The following is a 15,985-nucleotide window of genomic DNA, read 5'->3' on the forward strand; positions in this document are numbered from 1 at the left end:
CATCCCCGGCCCCGATCCGTATCATTCGTCGCCTTCGCACCGGCTCGGCCGTCCTGCGGAACATCCTGGCCTGGTAGCTCAGTTGGTAGAGCAGCGGATTGAAAATCCGCGTGTCGGTGGTTCGAATCCGCCCCGGGCCACCATCTTCTTCGAAAGGCCTGCAGCGATGCAGGCCTTTTTCGTGCCCGCTGGAAAACCCGGTACCCCCATGCAAGAGCCCATCCGCCTCGCCAGGCGCGTCGTCGAACTGACCGGCTGTTCGCGCTCGGAGGCCGAGCAGTACATCGAAGGCGGCTGGGTCACCGTGAACGGCGAGACCGTCGAGGCCCCGCAGCATCCGGTCACCGATGAGCGCGTGGAGATCGATCCTGCGGCCGAGCTCGGCGCCGGCGAGCCCGGCACGCTGCTGCTGCACAAGCCGGCGGGCGTGGCCTGGCAGGACGCGGCCGCCCTGGCCACGCCGGCCACGCACGCCGCGGACGACGACAGCGGCATGCGCGCGCTGAAGCGCCACCTGCACCGCCTGACCCCGCTGGTGCCGCTCGATACCGACGCCAGTGGTCTCCTGGTGCTCAGCCAGGATGGCCGCGTATCGCGCAAGTTGACCGAGGACTACGCGCAGATCGAGCAGGAGTTCGTCGTGGAAGTCTGCGGCGATCCAGGCCCCTACACGCTCAGCCGCATCGGCCACGTACCCACGTACCAGGGCCGCGGCCTGGCGCCGTGCAAGGTCAGCTGGCAGAACGAAGTGCGGTTGCGGTTCGCGATCAAGAACGTGCAGCCCGGCGAGTTGCGCCATCGCTGCCGCGAAGGCGGGCTGGAGGTGGTCTCCATCCGGCGGCTGCGGATCGGCGGTGTCTCGCTGTCGAAGTTGCCGGTGGGCCATTGGCGCTACCTGCCGACGGGTAAGCGTTTCTAGACAGAATCCCGCGACGCGCCGCACGGTGGTGCGCGGAGAGGTAAGGTCTCTTCAGCACACCATCGAAGGATCGCGGCGATGCCCGCTGCAAGAAAGCTGCCGCCCGGATTCGCGTGGCGGCGTGAGTTGGATCAGGACACCCTTTACTGCGACGACGTCCCGGTGGCGCGCGTCGAACCGTTCGCGCGTGGATTGATGGTGCGCACGCTCGTCCGCGGGCCGGATCTCTCGCCGCACGAAACGATGGTCGCCTCCGTCGAACGCGGCATGGCTCTGGCGAACCGCTGGGCCATCGAGAGGCAGGCGCCCGTCCGTCATGCCTGCAGGGATATCCGCGGGAATCGCGCGCGCCATCCCGATCGGACACCGGAATCCCCTTCGATAGCGCGCTGGTTCCAGACGTAGGAAGCCTTGGCCGGCATCCGCCTGCGACACGCGGCGCCGCGTCACCCACGGACACCGGCTCACCGCTTGCCCGGCAGTTCCCTTGTCGCATCCGTAATCCGCTTCACGCACCTCTGCAGGCCCGCTGCGTACGCTGGCGCTCCCCCGTCTTCAAGGAAGCCCCATGCGTCCGCTCCTCCTGCTGTCCGTCCTGATGCTGACCGCCTGTGGCGGTGGCGCCCTCACCCGTGGAGGCGATGCGCCCGCGTGCGCCAGCGTTGCGTCCAAGCAGAAGGCCGTCGACAGGATCGACAAGGATTACGAGGAACTCCGCCAGCGCATCGTGGATGCGCCCACCGAGAAGAACCAGCAGAAGCTCGCGGAGATGGCGACGGAGTCTGCGGCCGCCAAGGCCGCGCTCGATGCCGCCGAGGCGGAACAGGCCGCCGGCCGCTGCCCGCAGGACTAGGCACGCGGTGCGCTGCTGACGATGCGCACGGGCGGCTGACTTACGTCGCCGACGATCATCGCGGCGGGGTGCGACGGTTCTGCCTGGTGGCAGGCCGGGCAGTCGCGCACGTCGTCAGCCTGTCGCGCTTCCGGTACGCAGCGCGACAGGCCACGGTCCAGGCCGCTGCCATTGCCATGGAACCAGGCGAGCAGCAATGCGACGGCAACGCCGCACACCCCGGCGATGAAACGGGAATTCGAATCGAGGGGCATACCGGGTAACTCGCAGACTTGCAGGGGGCGCCGGCGGGCATTGGAGGTGCGCAGGCCGGGGGTCGTTAAGTGATATCGCCGCGCGGGCGCCGATCCGGACAGACGTGCGCGCGGACGCACCCTCACCCAGGCCCCATCGATCCGGTGTCACGCCTTGGGCGTGCCCTTGATCGCCTTCGGACATCCACTTTCGCAACAGCAGCGGCGTCGTCACTTTGCCGGATCGGGCGGCTCGCTCCAGCACCGCCCGCCATCCCGGACAAGTCGCGGCGACCTGCCTATGCTGCAAGACCGTTCCCAGCACTCCTTCCATGACGCACGTTTCCACGTCCTACGCCGTCGGCCAGCGCTGGCGCTGCCGGGGCCGCAGCGCCTCCGAAACGCCGGTACTGACCATCAACCGCATCGACGCGCACCCGCTGGGCGGCGAGATCCTGCATGTCAGCGTCAGCGGCGCGCGCATCCGCCATCCCGGGCTGCGTGACGGCGTGATCACCACCTTCGCCCACTTGCCGGTCATCGGCCAGGTGCTGGAACGCAGCGACGCGGAACTCGTCGGAGAAGGCGCGCCCGACCCGGCCTACCTGGAGGGTTACCAGCAATGGAAGCAGGCCTTCGACGCCGGTCAGGCCGGCTCGTACGGGATCAGCCTGGCGGAGATCCTGGACCTCATCGAGACGATGCTGGCCAAGCGCGGCACGGGCGCCGGTAACGTCTGACGCGCGATCACGGCGTCGCCGTGCGCGGCCCGGGCTTCGGGGTATCCGCCTTCGGCGCACGTCCCGATCCGATCATCGCCACCGCGCGCATCTCCACCACCGCGCCCGGCGCGAGCAGCGCGCTGGTGCCGACCGCGCTCCACGCGGGATAGTGCGACGGAAAGAACTCATGATGGATCGGTGCGCAGCGCGCGAACTAGGCCTGGAAGCTCGCCGGATCGGTGGGGCCGGTATGGAACGTGCTCAGCTCCACCACATCTGCCTACGTCGCGCCCGCGTCGGCGAGCTGCTTGCCCAGCACCGCGAACATGCGCCGGACCTTTTCTTCGTAGGCTCCATCACCGGCGGCGGGAATGCCCGACACGATGACCATGTCGCCCACCTTCACCACCGGCGTGTAGTGCCAGTCGTGGTACGCGGCCTCGTGGCCGGGGTTGGCGAAGTGCTCGCGCGTCGGCGCTTCCTGCGCATGCGTGGCGGACGCGGCGAGGCACAGCAGCAGGCATGAGGTCAGGTAGATCATGGCGGCACTCCCGGACGGGAGCCGCAGTCTTGCGCCGCGCACACGGTGGGCCATGCCCCATCCGTCACGCCGCCATGACGCCGTTCACCGCGTACTGAATGGCGCCCGGCGGCCATGCGGCCCGATGACGCGTATTGACGTCGCTTCCACGCCACCTGCCGCAAGGTCGGCACACCCCGCCCCTCCCGGAACCGCCGAGTGAACATCGTCATGAAGACGGCCCCACATGTCCTCCCCGATCGCTTCACCTGGCTGCGTACCGAAGCCGGCCACGAGCTCTGCGTGGATGACACGGTCATCGCCGAGATCCGGCCCCTCAATGCCGGCCTGGTCCTGCGCGTGCTCGTGGATATGGGCGACATCGCGCCGTTCGAGATGGCGGTGCGCAACGAAGAGCGCGCGATCGGCTGGACCACGCAGTGGGCGCGCCAGCGCGCCGGCCTGTTGCGCCGGTACGTGGACCAGCGTCGTCCGTACGTGCACGACGAGGCACCAGGCCCGGCACTCGCAGCGGTCTGATCCGCCGTCCGCCGGCTTCCAAAAGAAAAGCCACCGGGCCGCAGAGTGGCCCGATGGCTTTGAGGGATGCGTGCCGGTCTACCCGGCGCGCACCGCACTCAGTGACCGCTGCCGGCGGCCAGCTTGTCCAGGTCGATGCCCTGCTTGCGCAGCGTGCGCGTCGCGGCGATGGCATAGAAGGCCAGGTAGGCGAAGCACGCCACGCCGACGATGAAACTGAAATGCACGCCGACCTTGTCGGCCAGCATGCCCTGCGCCAGGCTGACGAACCCGCCGCCCATGATCATCATGATCAGCAGGCTGCTGCCCTGGTTGGTCTTGTCGCCCAGGCCGGTGATGGCGAGCGCGAAGATGCACGGCCACATGGTGCTGCAGAACAGGCCCACGCTGATGAAGGCCACCACGCTGGTCCAGCCGGTGGTGAACATGCCGATCAGCAGCGCAGCGATGCCGCAGGCGGCGAAGTACAGCAGCATGCGCGCCGGGTTGCCCTTGCTGGCCAGCGTGGCCAGGATCATCAGCACGATGACCGCGGCATAGCCGAAGAACTGCGAGACCTCGTGCTTCATGATGGCGTTGACGGCCAGGAACACGCCGAACGCCACGTAGGGAAGCAGCAGCGTCAGCCAGCGCTTGGCTCCGGAGCCGACGTTGAACGCACCCGCGGCGCCGCCCCAGCGGCCGATCATCAGGCTGGCCCAGTACAGCGACACGAACGGGGCGATCTGCGAGGTATCCAGGCCGAGGCCTTCCGGCGACTCGAGATAGGCCGGCAGGTTGCTGATGGTCGAGACCTCCACGCCGACGTAGACGAAGATGGCGATCATGCCCAGCACCAGTTGCGGATAACCCAGTGCCGACTTCTTGTGGATCAGCTTGCTGCTGTCCTGCGCTTCGGACTCCGACAGCTTCTCCAGATCGATGTGGTTGGGCACCGAAGAGAACTTCAGGAAGATCGCCACCAGGATGAAGGCCACGCCCAGCACCAGATAAGGGGTCTTGACGCTTTCGATGCTGGCTTCGGTGCCGCCCGACAGCACGCTGCCGAAGATCGCCACGCTGACCAGCAGCGGCCCGATGGTGGTACCGAAGTTGTTGATGCCACCGGCCAGCGTCAGCCGTTGCGCGCCGGTCTTGGGATCACCGATGACGATGGCCAACGGGTTCGCCGCGATCTGCTGCAGAGAGAAACCCAGGCCGACGATGAACAGGCCGGACAGCATCAGGTTGAACGAACCGCTGTTGGCGGCGGGATAGAACAGCAGCGTGCCGAGCGCGGAGATCACCAGGCCCAGGCAGATGCCGTTCTTGTAGCCGATCTTGTTGAGCAGATCGAGACCGATGATCTTGGAGACCGCCACGTAGATCAGCGAGCCCACGGTGTAGGCGACGTAGAACGCGACGGCGACGTACTGGCTCTGCGCCTGCGTGAGGTCGAAGGCTTTCTTGAACACCGGGATCAGGATGTCGTTGCTGGCGGCAACGAAACCCCAGAAGAAGAACACGGTGATCAGCACGCCGAACTGCGACCATCGGGTGGGTTGGGTGGTCATGGATTGGTATGCCTGCTGGTATTGGATCCGGACGGAACGGCCAGCCTACGGAGGCGCCGCGCGATTGCAACTTGCACTGCGTCAGCGCCCCGCGGGGAAACCGCGGGGCGCCGGGTGGAACGCCCTACTGCGCGCACTTCACCGCATCGGGGGCATCGGCCGCGCCGGCCACCACCTGGATGTTGGTGAAGGCGGCGGCGAACGGCGCGTCGGCGGTGATGCTGAAGGGCGTATCCACGCCGCTCAGGTCCGCGCCCAGCTTGCCGAAGCAGGCCAGCGGCACCTTCACCGTCTGCTTCTTGCCGACGGCGGCGCCGGAGAAGGTGGCGGTGAGGTCCAGGCTGGCGCCGCAGTTCGCGCCGCAGCCGACGGTGAATTGCACCGGCTTGGTCGGCACCTGCCTGACGATCACGTCGAACTGCACGGCGCCGCGCGCGGTCGCCATCGAGGTGAGGTTGTTCTTCGACGGATTGCGCGCGAAGAAGCGTGCCGGCGCCAGCCACGTCACTTCCTTGGCGTCCTGCTGTGTGTTGACCTGCACGGTGGCGACCTGCAACGCCGGCTTAGCCTGCGGCCAGCGCTGAGTGGTGTTCATGTCGGAACCCACGGCCTGCTCTTCGCTGCCTGCGGCCATCTGCAGGGTGAAGGGGGCGACGTCGGACTGGTTGAACACGCCCATCGCGGAGGCCTCGCCGCAACTGGCCGCACTGTCTTCCGGCAGCTTGCCGACGTTGCTGCTGTCGCCGTAACGCAGGCCGGCGTCCAACGCGAATTGCGGCTTGCTGTCGGCCTGCGGGCAGGCGACGGCCGGCCACGGGAACGTCAGCTTGCCGCGGAAGTCGTGCGCCGGCTTGCCATCGGCCCCGGCCACCAGCACGTCGGTGACGCCCTTGCCTTCCGTGCCCGGCAGCCAGGCGGCCACGAAGCTGTTGGACAGGTTGATCAGGTCGTTGGCGTACAGCGCGCGGCCGGACAGGAACACGGTGACGACCGGCTTGCCAGTGGCGGCGGCCGCCTTCAGCGTGGCCAGATCTTCCGGATGGCGACGGCTGTGCGCCATCGTGTCGGACGGCACGATGTCGCCGTTGGTTTCCGCATATGGTGTTTCGCCGATGGCAACCACGATGACGTCGTAGCTGGCCGGATCCACGCCCTCGGCGCTCTCGCGCAGCTGCACGTTCGCCTCACCCAGCTGCTCGCGTAGGCCGGCGGCCAGGCTGTCGGCATTCGGGAAGTCGGCGTTGGTGTTGTCGGTGCCTTGCCAGGTCAGCGACCAGCCACCGGCCTGGTTGGAAATGCTGTCGGCGCTCTTGCCGACCAGCAGCACGCGTTGGCCCTTCTTCAGCGGCAGCGCGCCACCGTCATTCTTCAGCAGCACCAGCGACTCGCGCGCGGCGCGGCGGGCCAACTCGCGGTGCACCAGCGATTCCGGCTTGCCGGCGTGCTGGCTGGCCGAGGGCTTGTGCTCCCACAGGCCGGCGCGCAGCTTGACGCGCAGGATGCGCATGACCGCATCGTCGATACGCGCCTGCGGGATCTCGCCCGACTTCACCTGCGCGATCGTGTTGCCGATGAAGGTCTTCCACTTGTCCGGGACCATCACCATGTCGATGCCGGCGTTGATCGCCTGCGGACAGCTGTCGTCGCTGCAGCCGGTGACCTGGCCGATGCCGTTCCAGTCAGACACGACGAAGCCGTCGAAGCCCATCTTCTCCTTCAGCGCCACGGTCAGCAGGTCGCGCGTGCCGTGCATCTTGCCGTAATCCTTGCCGGCGGCCACGTCGTTCCAGCTGTTGAAGGACGCCATGACCGTCTGCACGCCGGCTTCGATCGCACCGTAGTAGCCCTGGCCGTGGACGTTGATCATCTGCGCCTGGGTGATCGTGGCGTTGCCTTGATCCTTGCCACCGTCGGTGGCGCCGTCGCCGATGAAGTGCTTGGCGGTGGCGACGACGTTGCCGTCCTTGTCGAGCAGGCCCTGCATGCCCTTGACGTAGGCGGCGGCGTATTCTCGGATCAGCGCCGGCTGCGAGGAATAGCTTTCGTAGGTCCGGCCCCAGCGCGCGTTCTGCGCCACGGCGACCGTGGGCGCGAAAGTCCAGGTGACGCCGGTGGCGCGCGTGGACTGGCCGGTGGCTTCGGCGATGCGCTCAATCAGCTCGACGTCGTGCGCCGCACCCAGGCCGATGTTGTGCGGGAAGATCGTGGCGCCGTAGACGTTGCTGTGGCCATGCACGGCGTCGGTGCCCCAGATCACCGGCACCGGCATCTTGGCGTCGGTGGACATGGATGCGTCGTAGTAGGCGTCGGCCAGCGTGACCCAGTCCTGGATCGTGGAGCGCTTGTTCATCGCCGGCCATGAGCCACCGCCGTTGAGCACGGAACCGATGTAGTACTTGCGTACGTCGGCCGGCGTGATCGACTTGATCTCCGGCTGCACCATCTGCCCGATCTTCTGCTCCAGCGTCATGCTGGCGAGGATCTCGGCCGCGCGCGCCTCGACGGCGGGGTCCTTGGCGAAGCTGCTCTTCAGCGCCGGCCAGTCCTTCAATTCCGCGGCATCGTTCTTCGCGGCCGCGTCGGCGGGCTTCTGTTCGGGTTCCTTCTGGGCGCTACACGACAGGCAGGCCAGCAGGCTGGCCCCCAGCAGGGTCACTCGGATCGGATTCACTCGCTTCTCCCTTGGATGGCGGCGCGCACAGCATCCCCGACAGGATCCGCGCCTGGACGAAAAATCGGACGGGACGCGGGGCTGGGCCCCGCGTCCCGTCAGGTACTGCGGTTATCGATGATTCTGTGCAATCACAGCTTGTAGCGGAAACCGAGCAGGTACTGGCGACCGTATTCGGTGTATTCCTCGGGGAACAGCACCGAGGCGGGCGCGGAGGCCGAGGTGACCTGCGTGCGGAACGGCTCGTCGTTGAGGTTATTCACCTGCAGCAGCAAGGACAGGCCGGCGAGCGCACTCGACTCCGGGAAGTCGTAGCTGAACTGCAGGTCCAGCTGGCGTTCGCTCATCGTGTAGCGGTAGGTGCGCGCGCCGAACAACGAGCTGTATTCGCCGCGGTAGGAATCGCGGTAGCGCTGGCTAAGACGCGCACCGAATCCATGCTTCTCGTAGTACACGGTAGCGTTGTAGACGAGCTTCGACAGGCCCGGGATGGTATCGGTGTCCGAACCGCCGGGACCGTCCGGGTCGATCGAGGACTCGGTGTAGGACGCGTTGAACTGTGCACCGAACCCGTCGAGCGCATCGGAGAACAGGTCGCCCGCCAGCGATGCGCTCAGTTCCGCGCCGCGCATGTAACCGCCCTGCCCGTTGGCCCACGTCGAGTAGCTGCCGAACTGCGACTCGGGCGTACGGCCCGAATCGTTCGCGTAGCCGGTGAAGTCCCACTGCGGGAACGTCTGCTGGTACACGTAGCTTTCGAGGTTCTTGTAGAACAGGGCGACCGCCACGTAGCTCGCATCGCCCAGGTACTTCTCGAAGGACAGGTCGTAGGCGGTGGCGCGGTACGGCTCCAGCGCCGGGTTGCCGCCGCTGCCGCTCCACAGCGCGGGACCGGTCAGGGGCACGCTGGCGGAACTGGCGGCGCTCAGGTAGTTGATCGGCGGCCGCATCAGCGTCTTCGCCGCGGCGAAGCGCACCATCCAGCCATCACCGAAATCGGCCGCCAGGTTGAGGCTGGGCAGGATGTCGCCGTAGGTCGTGCCGAGAGTCTGCGAACCCGCGACGACGCCGTTGTTGGCATTGAACGCGGTCGACGACTGGTCCGTGCGAATGTACTGCACGCCGACATTGCCGCGCAGGCGGACGCGGTCGGTCAGGTCCATGTCCAGGTTCGCCTTGGCGTAGAAGGTGGTGACGTCCTCGTCGACCGTGTAGTCCTTCAGCACGTCATTGTTGTCTTCGCTGAGGTAGACGTTGTAGTAGCGACCCAGTACGGAGCGCGGGTTGTAGGTGAGTACGTTGCCCAGGCCGAGGAAGTCCAGCGACGTCGGCGACTGCAGGAAGGAGGAATCCACGGCGACCGGCGTCCGCCCGTTCAGCAGGTCGGCGAAGTACACGTCGGCGCGCTTCTGCTTGGTCCGGCGGTTGAAGTTGACGCCGAGATCGTAGCTGCGCAGGAAGTCGGAGGATTCGATGTCGCGGGTGAACTGGAAGCGGGCCGCTTTCAGCTCATCCTCCTGCCACGAGTTCTCCATGCGTCCGTCGTGGTTGTAGTTCTGCGGATCCGACAGCAGCACCCGCGAAGGATCCGACATGTCGGGCAGCGAGTAGTGGCCGAAGCTGGGATGCAGCGGATTGCTGAAGTCCAGGTTGAACGGGGTCGCCATGCCGGCGTAGGTCTCCAGCACCGACTGCTCGCGTTCCGCCTTGGAGTAGCTGAGGTCCAGGCTGAACGTCATCGGTTCCAGCCTGTAGCTGGTGTTCCAGCCGACCGACGTCAGCTTGTCCTCGCGCGTGTTGTTGTCGTTGCGCACGATCGGCTGCACGCCGAGCAGCGTGCCGCTGGTCGCCACCCGCTGGCCATGGAAGTCGCTGTAGCCGAGGTTCGAGTAACCGACCGAAGTGCCGCTGTCGCTGGTGAACCAGGGATCGTTGTTCGACATCAGGCCGCGCATCAGCTCGTCCTGCTCGAACTTCGAGTAGTACACGTCGACGATGCTGTGGAAGTTGGCGTTCGGCTTGAACTCCAGCACGCCCATCACGCCATCGCGCGTGAGTTCACGCGACTTCACCCATCCCTCGAACCCCTGCAGCAGGATGGCGTCGGCGGGCCGGCCCGCCTGCGCCGGAGCGCCCCAGCCATTGAGCGTCTCGCCGCTCGCCCACCACCATTCCTTGTAGTGCTCTTCCTGGAAGGGCGAATTCAGTCGCGCCACGCCGAGTGCCACGCCGATCGTGTCGCCGGCGAACTGGTCGACATACGACGCGGCCACGCGATAGCCCTTGTCGTCGCCACCGGAGGTCAGGCCACCCAGCGAGTTGTACTCGCCCTGGCCACTGAACACGATGCGCCGTTCGCCGACGCTCAACGGGCGAACGGTCTGCAGATCGACGGTGCCCGAGAGGCCTTGTCCGATCAGCGACGCATCCGGGGTCTTGTAGACCACCACCGCGTTCATCAGCTCCGCCGGATACTGGTCGAACTCCACGCCGCGGCTGTCGCCCGTACTCACCTGCTCGCGGCCATTCAGCAGCGTGCCGGCGAACTGCTCGGACATGCCGCGGATGTTGATCACTTGCGAACGGCCATCGACGCGCTGCGTCGCCAGGCCCGGCAGGCGGGAGATCGAGTCCGCGATGCTGATGTCGGGCAGCTTGCCGATGTCTTCGGCCGATACCGCTTCCACGATGGAGGTGGATTCGTTCTTCGTCTCCACTGCGTTGGCGATGGCCGCGCGGATACCGGTCACCTTGACCGTATCGAGCGTCTCGACAGATGGGTCGGTAGAGGACGCCGCCTGCTGCGCGTTCGCGACGACCGGAAACGCCAGTGCAAGGCAGCATGCGATCGCGAGATGCTGCCTGCGCGGTGCAAGACGCGAGGATGGATGCTTGTTGTTCGACTGCTTCATCTTGTCCCTCTCCAACCACTGTTGACAGCGCTGTCATATAGAAGCTTCAATGCACTGTCAACAAATTCCTAACAACAGTGAGATGTAACCGCGCGCAGCATCGGATTCGCTAAACGCGTGGCTACGCGCCCAGAAAGTTTCGCTGCGTTGCAGCACCCGCTTTGCGTGGATTCCGGGAGGGGTTCGCGACACCCCCAGACGCTCTTTGCGAGGAATTCCCGATGCGCCAACACAGCCGACTCCGCCTGCTCCGTTCGTTCGCCCTGCTGACGCTCGCGTTCAATCCGCTGGCGCAAGCACAGGACGTCGCCGTATGGATCACGACGGCCGACCACAGGACCACGCTCGCCGCGTCCACCCCTGCGCGATTCGACGCCGATGCAGGCCTGACGACCCCACGCATCGAGGTCGACGACGGCAAGCGCTTCCAGGAGATGGTCGGCTTCGGCGCATCGCTGACCGACTCGTCGGCGTGGCTGATCCAGCACAAGCTGGATCCTGCGCAGCGGGACGCGTTGCTGAAGGAGTTGTTCGGGCGCGACGACGGCGGCCTGGGACTCAGCTTCTCCCGCCTGACCATCGGCGCGTCGGATTTCTCGCGGCACCACTACAGCCTGGACGACACGCCGGACGACAAGCCGGATCCGGAACTGAAGCACTTCAGCATCGACGAGAACCGCGGCGACGTGATCCCGGTGGCGCGCGCGATGCTGGCGATCAATCCGCAACTGAAGATCATGGCTTCGCCATGGAGCGCACCCGGCTGGATGAAGGACAGCAACAGCCTGATCCAGGGCAAGCTTCAGCCGCAGTACTACGACGCGTTCTCGCGCTACCTGCTGAAGTACGTGGACGCGTATGCGGCCGAGGGCATCCCGATCTTCGCGCTGACCGTGCAGAACGAACCGGACTACGAGCCCAAGGACTATCCCGGCATGCGGCTCAACGCGCCGGCGCGCGCGCGCCTGATCGGCGACCACCTGGGCCCGATGATCGCGGCGCGCGGCAACGGCCCGCTGATCTTCGACTGGGACCACAACTGGGACAAGCCGCAGGAACCGCTGGGCGTGCTGGGCGACGCGAAGGCCAATCCGCATGTCGCTGCGGTGGCGTGGCATTGCTATGGCGGCGACGTGGCGGCGCAGTCGCCCGTGCACGACGCCTTCCCCGACAAGGACGCCTACATGACCGAGTGTTCCGGTGGCGACTGGGAGCCGGTGCGCAGCGGCGGCCTGCCGTTGCAGATGAAGAACATCATCATCCGCAGCGCACGCCACTGGGCACGCGGCGCACTGTTCTGGAATCTCGCGCTGGACGAAAACAACGGACCCTACGCGGGCGGCTGCGACACCTGCCGCGGCGTGGTGACCATCGACTCGCGCACCGGCGCCGTCACCCGTACCGACGAGTACTACGCGCTGGCGCATGCCAGCCGGTTCGTGCGGCCGGGTGCCCACCGGATCGCGTCGAGCGATGCCACCGGCGATCTGGACAACGTCGCCTTCCGCAATGCCGACGATGGCTCGTTGGTGCTGCTCATGGCCAATTCCGCGAAGCAGGCTCGCCGTTTCAGCGTCAGGCATGGCGAGCTCGCGTTCGACTACACCTTGCCCGCGCGCAGCATCGCCACCTTCGTGTGGAAACCTGCCGCAGCGCAGCACGACTGATCCGCATCCGTCGTCCGGACTGTCATTCCGTCCGCCATACGCCGTAGTATCCTGCCGCATTCCCTCATGGAGCCGCGGCATGATGCGACGTACTTCCCTGCTGGCCCTTCTGGCCGCGACGGCCCTGCTGGCAGGTTGCGGCGACGGCGTGGTCCGGCGCGTCTCCGATCCTGCCGTCAGCGTGCAGCAGCTGACGGTGAAGGCCGATGGCCAATGGGCTGTGGACCTGCGGCTGCAGAACTACAGCAGCATCCCGATGCGCTTCGACACGGTGGACGTCGACGTCCAGGTCGGCGACCAGGAAGCCGGCAAGCTGCGCGCGACGCCCGGCCTGTCGGTCGGCCCCGAATCGGCGGACGTGGTCACCGTCGCGTTCTCGCCCAGTAGCGCCGGCCGCATCGTGGTAGCGGACGCGCTCGCGGGCCGCCGCACGCTCCCGTACACGCTGAAGGGCACCGCAGCCGCAACGCCGGAAGAGGCCAAGCAGCGCAGCTTCGACGTCGACACCCGCAATACCCTCAATCCCGTCCCCGGCCTGGACGGCGTGCTGCGCTGAGCGCGGCTGTCTCCTTCAACTTCGATTCCGAGAGCCCGCATGCCCGCGTCCTACAAAGCTCCCCTGACCGATCTCCGCTTCGCCCTGTACGACGTGCTGGGCGTCGAGCCGCTGTTCCAGCGCCTCGGCTACAGCGAGGCCACCCGCGACATCCTCGACGCCGTGCTGGACGAAGCCGCGCGCTTCACCGAAACGGTGCTCGCACCGCTGAACAGCGTCGGTGATGAAATCGGCAGCCAGCTCGACAAGGCCACCGGCGAGGTCACCACGCCGCCGGGCTTCAAGGCCGCGTACTCGCAGTTCGTGGACGGCGGCTGGACCGGGCTGACGGCTTCGCCCGAACTCGGCGGCCAGGGCCTTCCGCATACGATGGGCGTGCCGCTCAACGAACTGGTCAATGCCAGCAACCTGGCCTGGGGCAACTTCCCGCTGCTCTCGCATGGCGCGGTGGAAGCGCTCAAGCACCACGGCGAGGCGTGGCAGCAGGAGGTCTTCCTCAAGCCGCTCGTGGATGGCCGCTGGACCGGCACCATGTGCCTGACCGAACCGCACTGCGGTACCGACCTCGGCCTGTTGAAGACCAAGGCCGAACCGAACGCCGATGGCAGCTATGCCATCACCGGCACCAAGATCTTCATCACCGCCGGCGAGCACGACCTGACCGACAACATCGTGCACCTGGTGCTGGCCAAGCTGCCGGACGCACCACCCGGCGCGAAGGGCATCTCGCTGTTCGTCACCCCAAAGTTCAAGGTGGCGCGCGACGGCACGGTCGGCGAGCGCAACGCGCTGTCGTGCGGCTCGATCGAACACAAGATGGGCATCAAGGCGTCGGTCACCTGTGTGATGAATTTCGATGGCGCTCAGGGCTATCTGGTCGGCCAGCCGCACAAGGGCCTGCAGGCGATGTTCACCATGATGAACACCGCGCGCCTCGGCGTGGGCCTGCAGGGCATCGGCCTGAGCGAGCGCGCCTACCAGAACGCATTGCGCTACGCGCGTGATCGCCTGCAGACGCGCTCGCTGAGCGGTGCGAAGTTCCCCGACAAACCGGCCGATCCCATCCTCGTCCACCCGGACGTGAGGCGCATGCTGCTGACGGTGAAGTCGCTGGTGGAAGGCAGCCGCCTGCTCGCGCTGCATGCCGGCACGCTGATCGACATCGCGAACCATGCGGAAGACGCCGCCGAGCGCGAGCGCGCCGATACGCTGGTGAGTTTCCTCACGCCGATCTCGAAGGCCTGCCAGACCGAATGGGGTATCGAGAACACCTACCACGCGCTGCAGTGCTTCGGCGGCCATGGCTACATCCACGAGCACGGCATGGAACAGCTGGCGCGCGACGCCCGCATCACCACGCTGTACGAAGGTACCACCGGCATCCAGGCGCTCGACCTGATGGGCCGCAAGACCGCGGCGACGCAGGCCGCCGGCCTGAAGCTGTTCCTCGCCGACGTGCATGCCTTCGTCCAGCAGCACAAGGACGATGCCACGCTGACGGAGTTCATCGATCCGCTGCAGCAGAAGGCGGCCGAATGGGCCGGCCTGACGAAGAACATCCTGCAGCGGGCGGCGGCGAACCCCGAGGAAATCGGCGCGGCGAGCACGGACTACCTGTTCTACTCGGGCTATGTGGTACTGGCCTACTGGTGGGCGCGCAGCGTGGCCGCCGCCGATGCATCGGCGCACGGCGATGCGTTCAAGCAGGCCAAGCGCGAAACCGCGCGCTTCTACTTCGCCCGCATCCTGCCGCGCACCCTGGCCCATGCCGCTGCGATCGAGTCCGGCGCGGACACGCTGATGGCCATGGACGACGCGCGCTTCGGCGAGTGAACCAGCACCGGGGGAGCGCGGCTGGCGCGCTCCTCCGAAGAAAAGCCGCGCGCTATACACATTTCGTCAACATTTGGGTATAACCTGCTTCTCCATGGAAGCAGACAGAGCTCAGCTTCACCTGGTCCAGACCGGTCCCTGTTCCACGCCGGTCCCGTCTCCGTCGTCCCCCCGTCCCCACCCCGCCGCCCTGCGACTGCTGTCGCTGGATGCGCACGGGCGTGTGCTCGACTGGATCAACTGGCAGGACGCGACCTGCCTGTACGCGCGCGGCGCGGTCGCCTGGACACTGGGCGATCCCTGCCTGCACGTGCACGGCGGCGTCTCGCGCCTGACAGGCGAACAGAGCCTGATCGAACTGCATCCCATCGTGGCCTCGCGCGGCCATGCCCGAGCGCATGCGCTGTCGCCCACGCCGACGCTGACCAACACCGCACTGTTCGCCCGCGACGCCCACCTGTGCCTGTATTGCGGCCATGAGTACTCGCGCCCGCACCTGACCCGCGACCACGTGCTGCCGTTGTCCAAGGGCGGCAAGGACATCTGGGAAAACGTGGTTTCGGCCTGCTTCCACTGCAATTCGCGCAAGAGCAACCGCACGCCGCAGCAGGCGCACATGCCGCTGCTGGCCGTGCCGTACCGGCCCAGCTGGATCGAGCACCTGATCCTGTCGAACCGCAACATCCTGGCCGACCAGATGGCCTTCCTGAAGGCGCAGCTGCCGAAGAAGTCGAAGCTTTCGGCTTGATTCATTGCCAGGATGCCCCGCCCGCACTTGCGTGCGTGCGTTCGCTGACGCGCGATCTGCCACTGGCAGATCGCAAGCGCGCCCGCTCACCCTGGCCGACCAGATGGCCTTCCTGAAGGCGCAGCTGCCGAAAAAGTCGAAGCTGTCCGCCTGAGCTTCGCCGCCTGGCGGGCGGCTTTCCTGAACCGCCCGGGCCAGGGCCACGCCCGCTTCACGTGTTTGCTTGCCCCGCTTCACATCGGGGGGGGACAATGACGG

General features: G+C 66.7%; 15 protein-coding genes and 1 tRNA gene. 11 read left to right on the plus strand and 5 right to left on the minus strand.

What is annotated here, in order from left to right; translation table 11 throughout:
• Positions 1–67 precede the first annotated feature (67 nt).
• The 4 genes from AC04MD_RS09480 (at position 68) to AC04MD_RS09495 (ending at position 1,772) form a co-directional block, all read left to right on the plus strand.
• Positions 68–143: transfer RNA gene (locus tag AC04MD_RS09480), tRNA-Phe, on the plus strand.
• Positions 144–208: 65 nt separating this feature from the next.
• Positions 209–919, plus strand: coding sequence for an rRNA pseudouridine synthase (locus tag AC04MD_RS09485; protein ID WP_475497046.1), 711 nt, complete (start codon positions 209–211; stop codon positions 917–919).
• Between the two features lie 78 nt (positions 920–997).
• Positions 998–1,324, plus strand: a complete 327-nt coding sequence (locus AC04MD_RS09490; RefSeq protein WP_475497047.1) for a hypothetical protein — start codon at positions 998–1,000, stop codon at positions 1,322–1,324.
• 163 nt (positions 1,325–1,487) lie between these two features.
• Positions 1,488–1,772, plus strand: coding sequence for a hypothetical protein (locus AC04MD_RS09495; protein WP_475497048.1), 285 nt, complete (start codon positions 1,488–1,490; stop codon positions 1,770–1,772).
• Here AC04MD_RS09495 and AC04MD_RS09500 read toward each other — a convergent pair.
• Entirely contained in the window at positions 1,769–2,026 is a 258-nt protein-coding gene (locus AC04MD_RS09500; RefSeq protein WP_475497049.1) for a hypothetical protein, read from the minus strand. The two genes, AC04MD_RS09495 and AC04MD_RS09500, sit on opposite strands and share 4 nt — an antisense overlap.
• A 311-nt stretch (positions 2,027–2,337) precedes the next feature.
• On the opposite strand from AC04MD_RS09500, the gene AC04MD_RS09505 reads away from it, so the two are divergent.
• On the plus strand, positions 2,338–2,745 hold the full coding sequence (locus AC04MD_RS09505; RefSeq protein ID WP_475497050.1) for a hypothetical protein: 408 nt from the start codon (positions 2,338–2,340) through the stop codon (positions 2,743–2,745).
• 20 nt (positions 2,746–2,765) lie between these two features.
• Complete coding sequence (locus AC04MD_RS09510; protein WP_475497051.1) at positions 2,766–2,897, plus strand: hypothetical protein; 132 nt, start codon at positions 2,766–2,768, stop codon at positions 2,895–2,897.
• A 110-nt stretch (positions 2,898–3,007) separates the two neighbouring features.
• Here the strand turns inward: AC04MD_RS09510 and AC04MD_RS09515 are convergent, their stop codons facing one another.
• Complete coding sequence (locus AC04MD_RS09515; protein ID WP_475497052.1) at positions 3,008–3,268, minus strand: RidA family protein; 261 nt, start codon at positions 3,266–3,268, stop codon at positions 3,008–3,010.
• 210 nt (positions 3,269–3,478) lie between these two features.
• Between AC04MD_RS09515 and AC04MD_RS09520 the strand changes: the two genes are divergently transcribed.
• On the plus strand, positions 3,479–3,787 hold the full coding sequence (locus tag AC04MD_RS09520; protein WP_475497053.1) for a hypothetical protein: 309 nt from the start codon (positions 3,479–3,481) through the stop codon (positions 3,785–3,787).
• A gap of 98 nt (positions 3,788–3,885) precedes the next feature.
• Here the strand turns inward: AC04MD_RS09520 and AC04MD_RS09525 are convergent, their stop codons facing one another.
• The 3 genes from AC04MD_RS09525 to AC04MD_RS09535 form a co-directional block, all read right to left on the minus strand.
• Complete coding sequence (locus AC04MD_RS09525; protein WP_475497054.1) at positions 3,886–5,340, minus strand: MFS transporter; 1,455 nt, start codon at positions 5,338–5,340, stop codon at positions 3,886–3,888.
• A gap of 124 nt (positions 5,341–5,464) precedes the next feature.
• Positions 5,465–8,011, minus strand: a complete 2,547-nt coding sequence (locus AC04MD_RS09530) for a glycoside hydrolase family 3 protein (RefSeq protein WP_475497055.1) — start codon at positions 8,009–8,011, stop codon at positions 5,465–5,467.
• 131 nt (positions 8,012–8,142) lie between these two features.
• Positions 8,143–10,923: a TonB-dependent receptor gene (locus tag AC04MD_RS09535; protein ID WP_475497056.1), complete on the minus strand. Its 2,781-nt coding sequence runs from the start codon at positions 10,921–10,923 to the stop codon at positions 8,143–8,145.
• A gap of 221 nt (positions 10,924–11,144) precedes the next feature.
• On the opposite strand from AC04MD_RS09535, the gene AC04MD_RS09540 reads away from it, so the two are divergent.
• The 4 genes from AC04MD_RS09540 (at position 11,145) to AC04MD_RS09555 (ending at position 15,727) form a co-directional block, all read left to right on the plus strand.
• The gene (locus tag AC04MD_RS09540; RefSeq protein WP_475497057.1) at positions 11,145–12,590 is read left to right on the plus strand and encodes a glycoside hydrolase family 30 protein; all 1,446 of its coding nucleotides are present in this window, start codon (positions 11,145–11,147) and stop codon (positions 12,588–12,590) included.
• 82 nt (positions 12,591–12,672) lie between these two features.
• Complete coding sequence (locus tag AC04MD_RS09545) at positions 12,673–13,146, plus strand: LEA/WHy family protein (protein ID WP_475497674.1); 474 nt, start codon at positions 12,673–12,675, stop codon at positions 13,144–13,146.
• Positions 13,147–13,185: 39 nt separating this feature from the next.
• Positions 13,186–14,979 (plus strand): acyl-CoA dehydrogenase C-terminal domain-containing protein, encoded by a 1,794-nt coding sequence (locus AC04MD_RS09550; RefSeq protein WP_475497058.1) that lies wholly within the window; start codon positions 13,186–13,188, stop codon positions 14,977–14,979.
• Positions 14,980–15,073: 94 nt separating this feature from the next.
• Entirely contained in the window at positions 15,074–15,727 is a 654-nt protein-coding gene (locus AC04MD_RS09555) for an HNH endonuclease (protein WP_475497059.1), read from the plus strand.
• Positions 15,728–15,985: the final 258 nt, after the last annotated feature.

Source organism: Pseudoxanthomonas sp. LjRoot206 (assembly GCF_056175725.1).

Bases quoted from the DNA above. Each gene is read 5' to 3' on its own strand.
- AC04MD_RS09485 (WP_475497046.1), top strand. From the start codon at position 209: ATGCAAGAGCCCATCCGCCTCGCCAGGCGCGTCGTCGAACTGACCGGC.
- AC04MD_RS09490 (WP_475497047.1), top strand. From the start codon at position 998: ATGCCCGCTGCAAGAAAGCTGCCGCCCGGATTCGCGTGGCGGCGTGAG.
- AC04MD_RS09495 (WP_475497048.1), top strand. From the start codon at position 1,488: ATGCGTCCGCTCCTCCTGCTGTCCGTCCTGATGCTGACCGCCTGTGGC.
- AC04MD_RS09500 (WP_475497049.1), bottom strand. From the start codon at position 2,026: ATGCCCCTCGATTCGAATTCCCGTTTCATCGCCGGGGTGTGCGGCGTT.
- AC04MD_RS09505 (WP_475497050.1), top strand. From the start codon at position 2,338: ATGACGCACGTTTCCACGTCCTACGCCGTCGGCCAGCGCTGGCGCTGC.
- AC04MD_RS09515 (WP_475497052.1), bottom strand. From the start codon at position 3,268: ATGATCTACCTGACCTCATGCCTGCTGCTGTGCCTCGCCGCGTCCGCC.
- AC04MD_RS09520 (WP_475497053.1), top strand. From the start codon at position 3,479: ATGAAGACGGCCCCACATGTCCTCCCCGATCGCTTCACCTGGCTGCGT.
- AC04MD_RS09525 (WP_475497054.1), bottom strand. From the start codon at position 5,340: ATGACCACCCAACCCACCCGATGGTCGCAGTTCGGCGTGCTGATCACC.
- AC04MD_RS09535 (WP_475497056.1), bottom strand. From the start codon at position 10,923: ATGAAGCAGTCGAACAACAAGCATCCATCCTCGCGTCTTGCACCGCGC.
- AC04MD_RS09540 (WP_475497057.1), top strand. From the start codon at position 11,145: ATGCGCCAACACAGCCGACTCCGCCTGCTCCGTTCGTTCGCCCTGCTG.
- AC04MD_RS09545 (WP_475497674.1), top strand. From the start codon at position 12,673: ATGCGACGTACTTCCCTGCTGGCCCTTCTGGCCGCGACGGCCCTGCTG.
- AC04MD_RS09550 (WP_475497058.1), top strand. From the start codon at position 13,186: ATGCCCGCGTCCTACAAAGCTCCCCTGACCGATCTCCGCTTCGCCCTG.
- AC04MD_RS09555 (WP_475497059.1), top strand. From the start codon at position 15,074: ATGGAAGCAGACAGAGCTCAGCTTCACCTGGTCCAGACCGGTCCCTGT.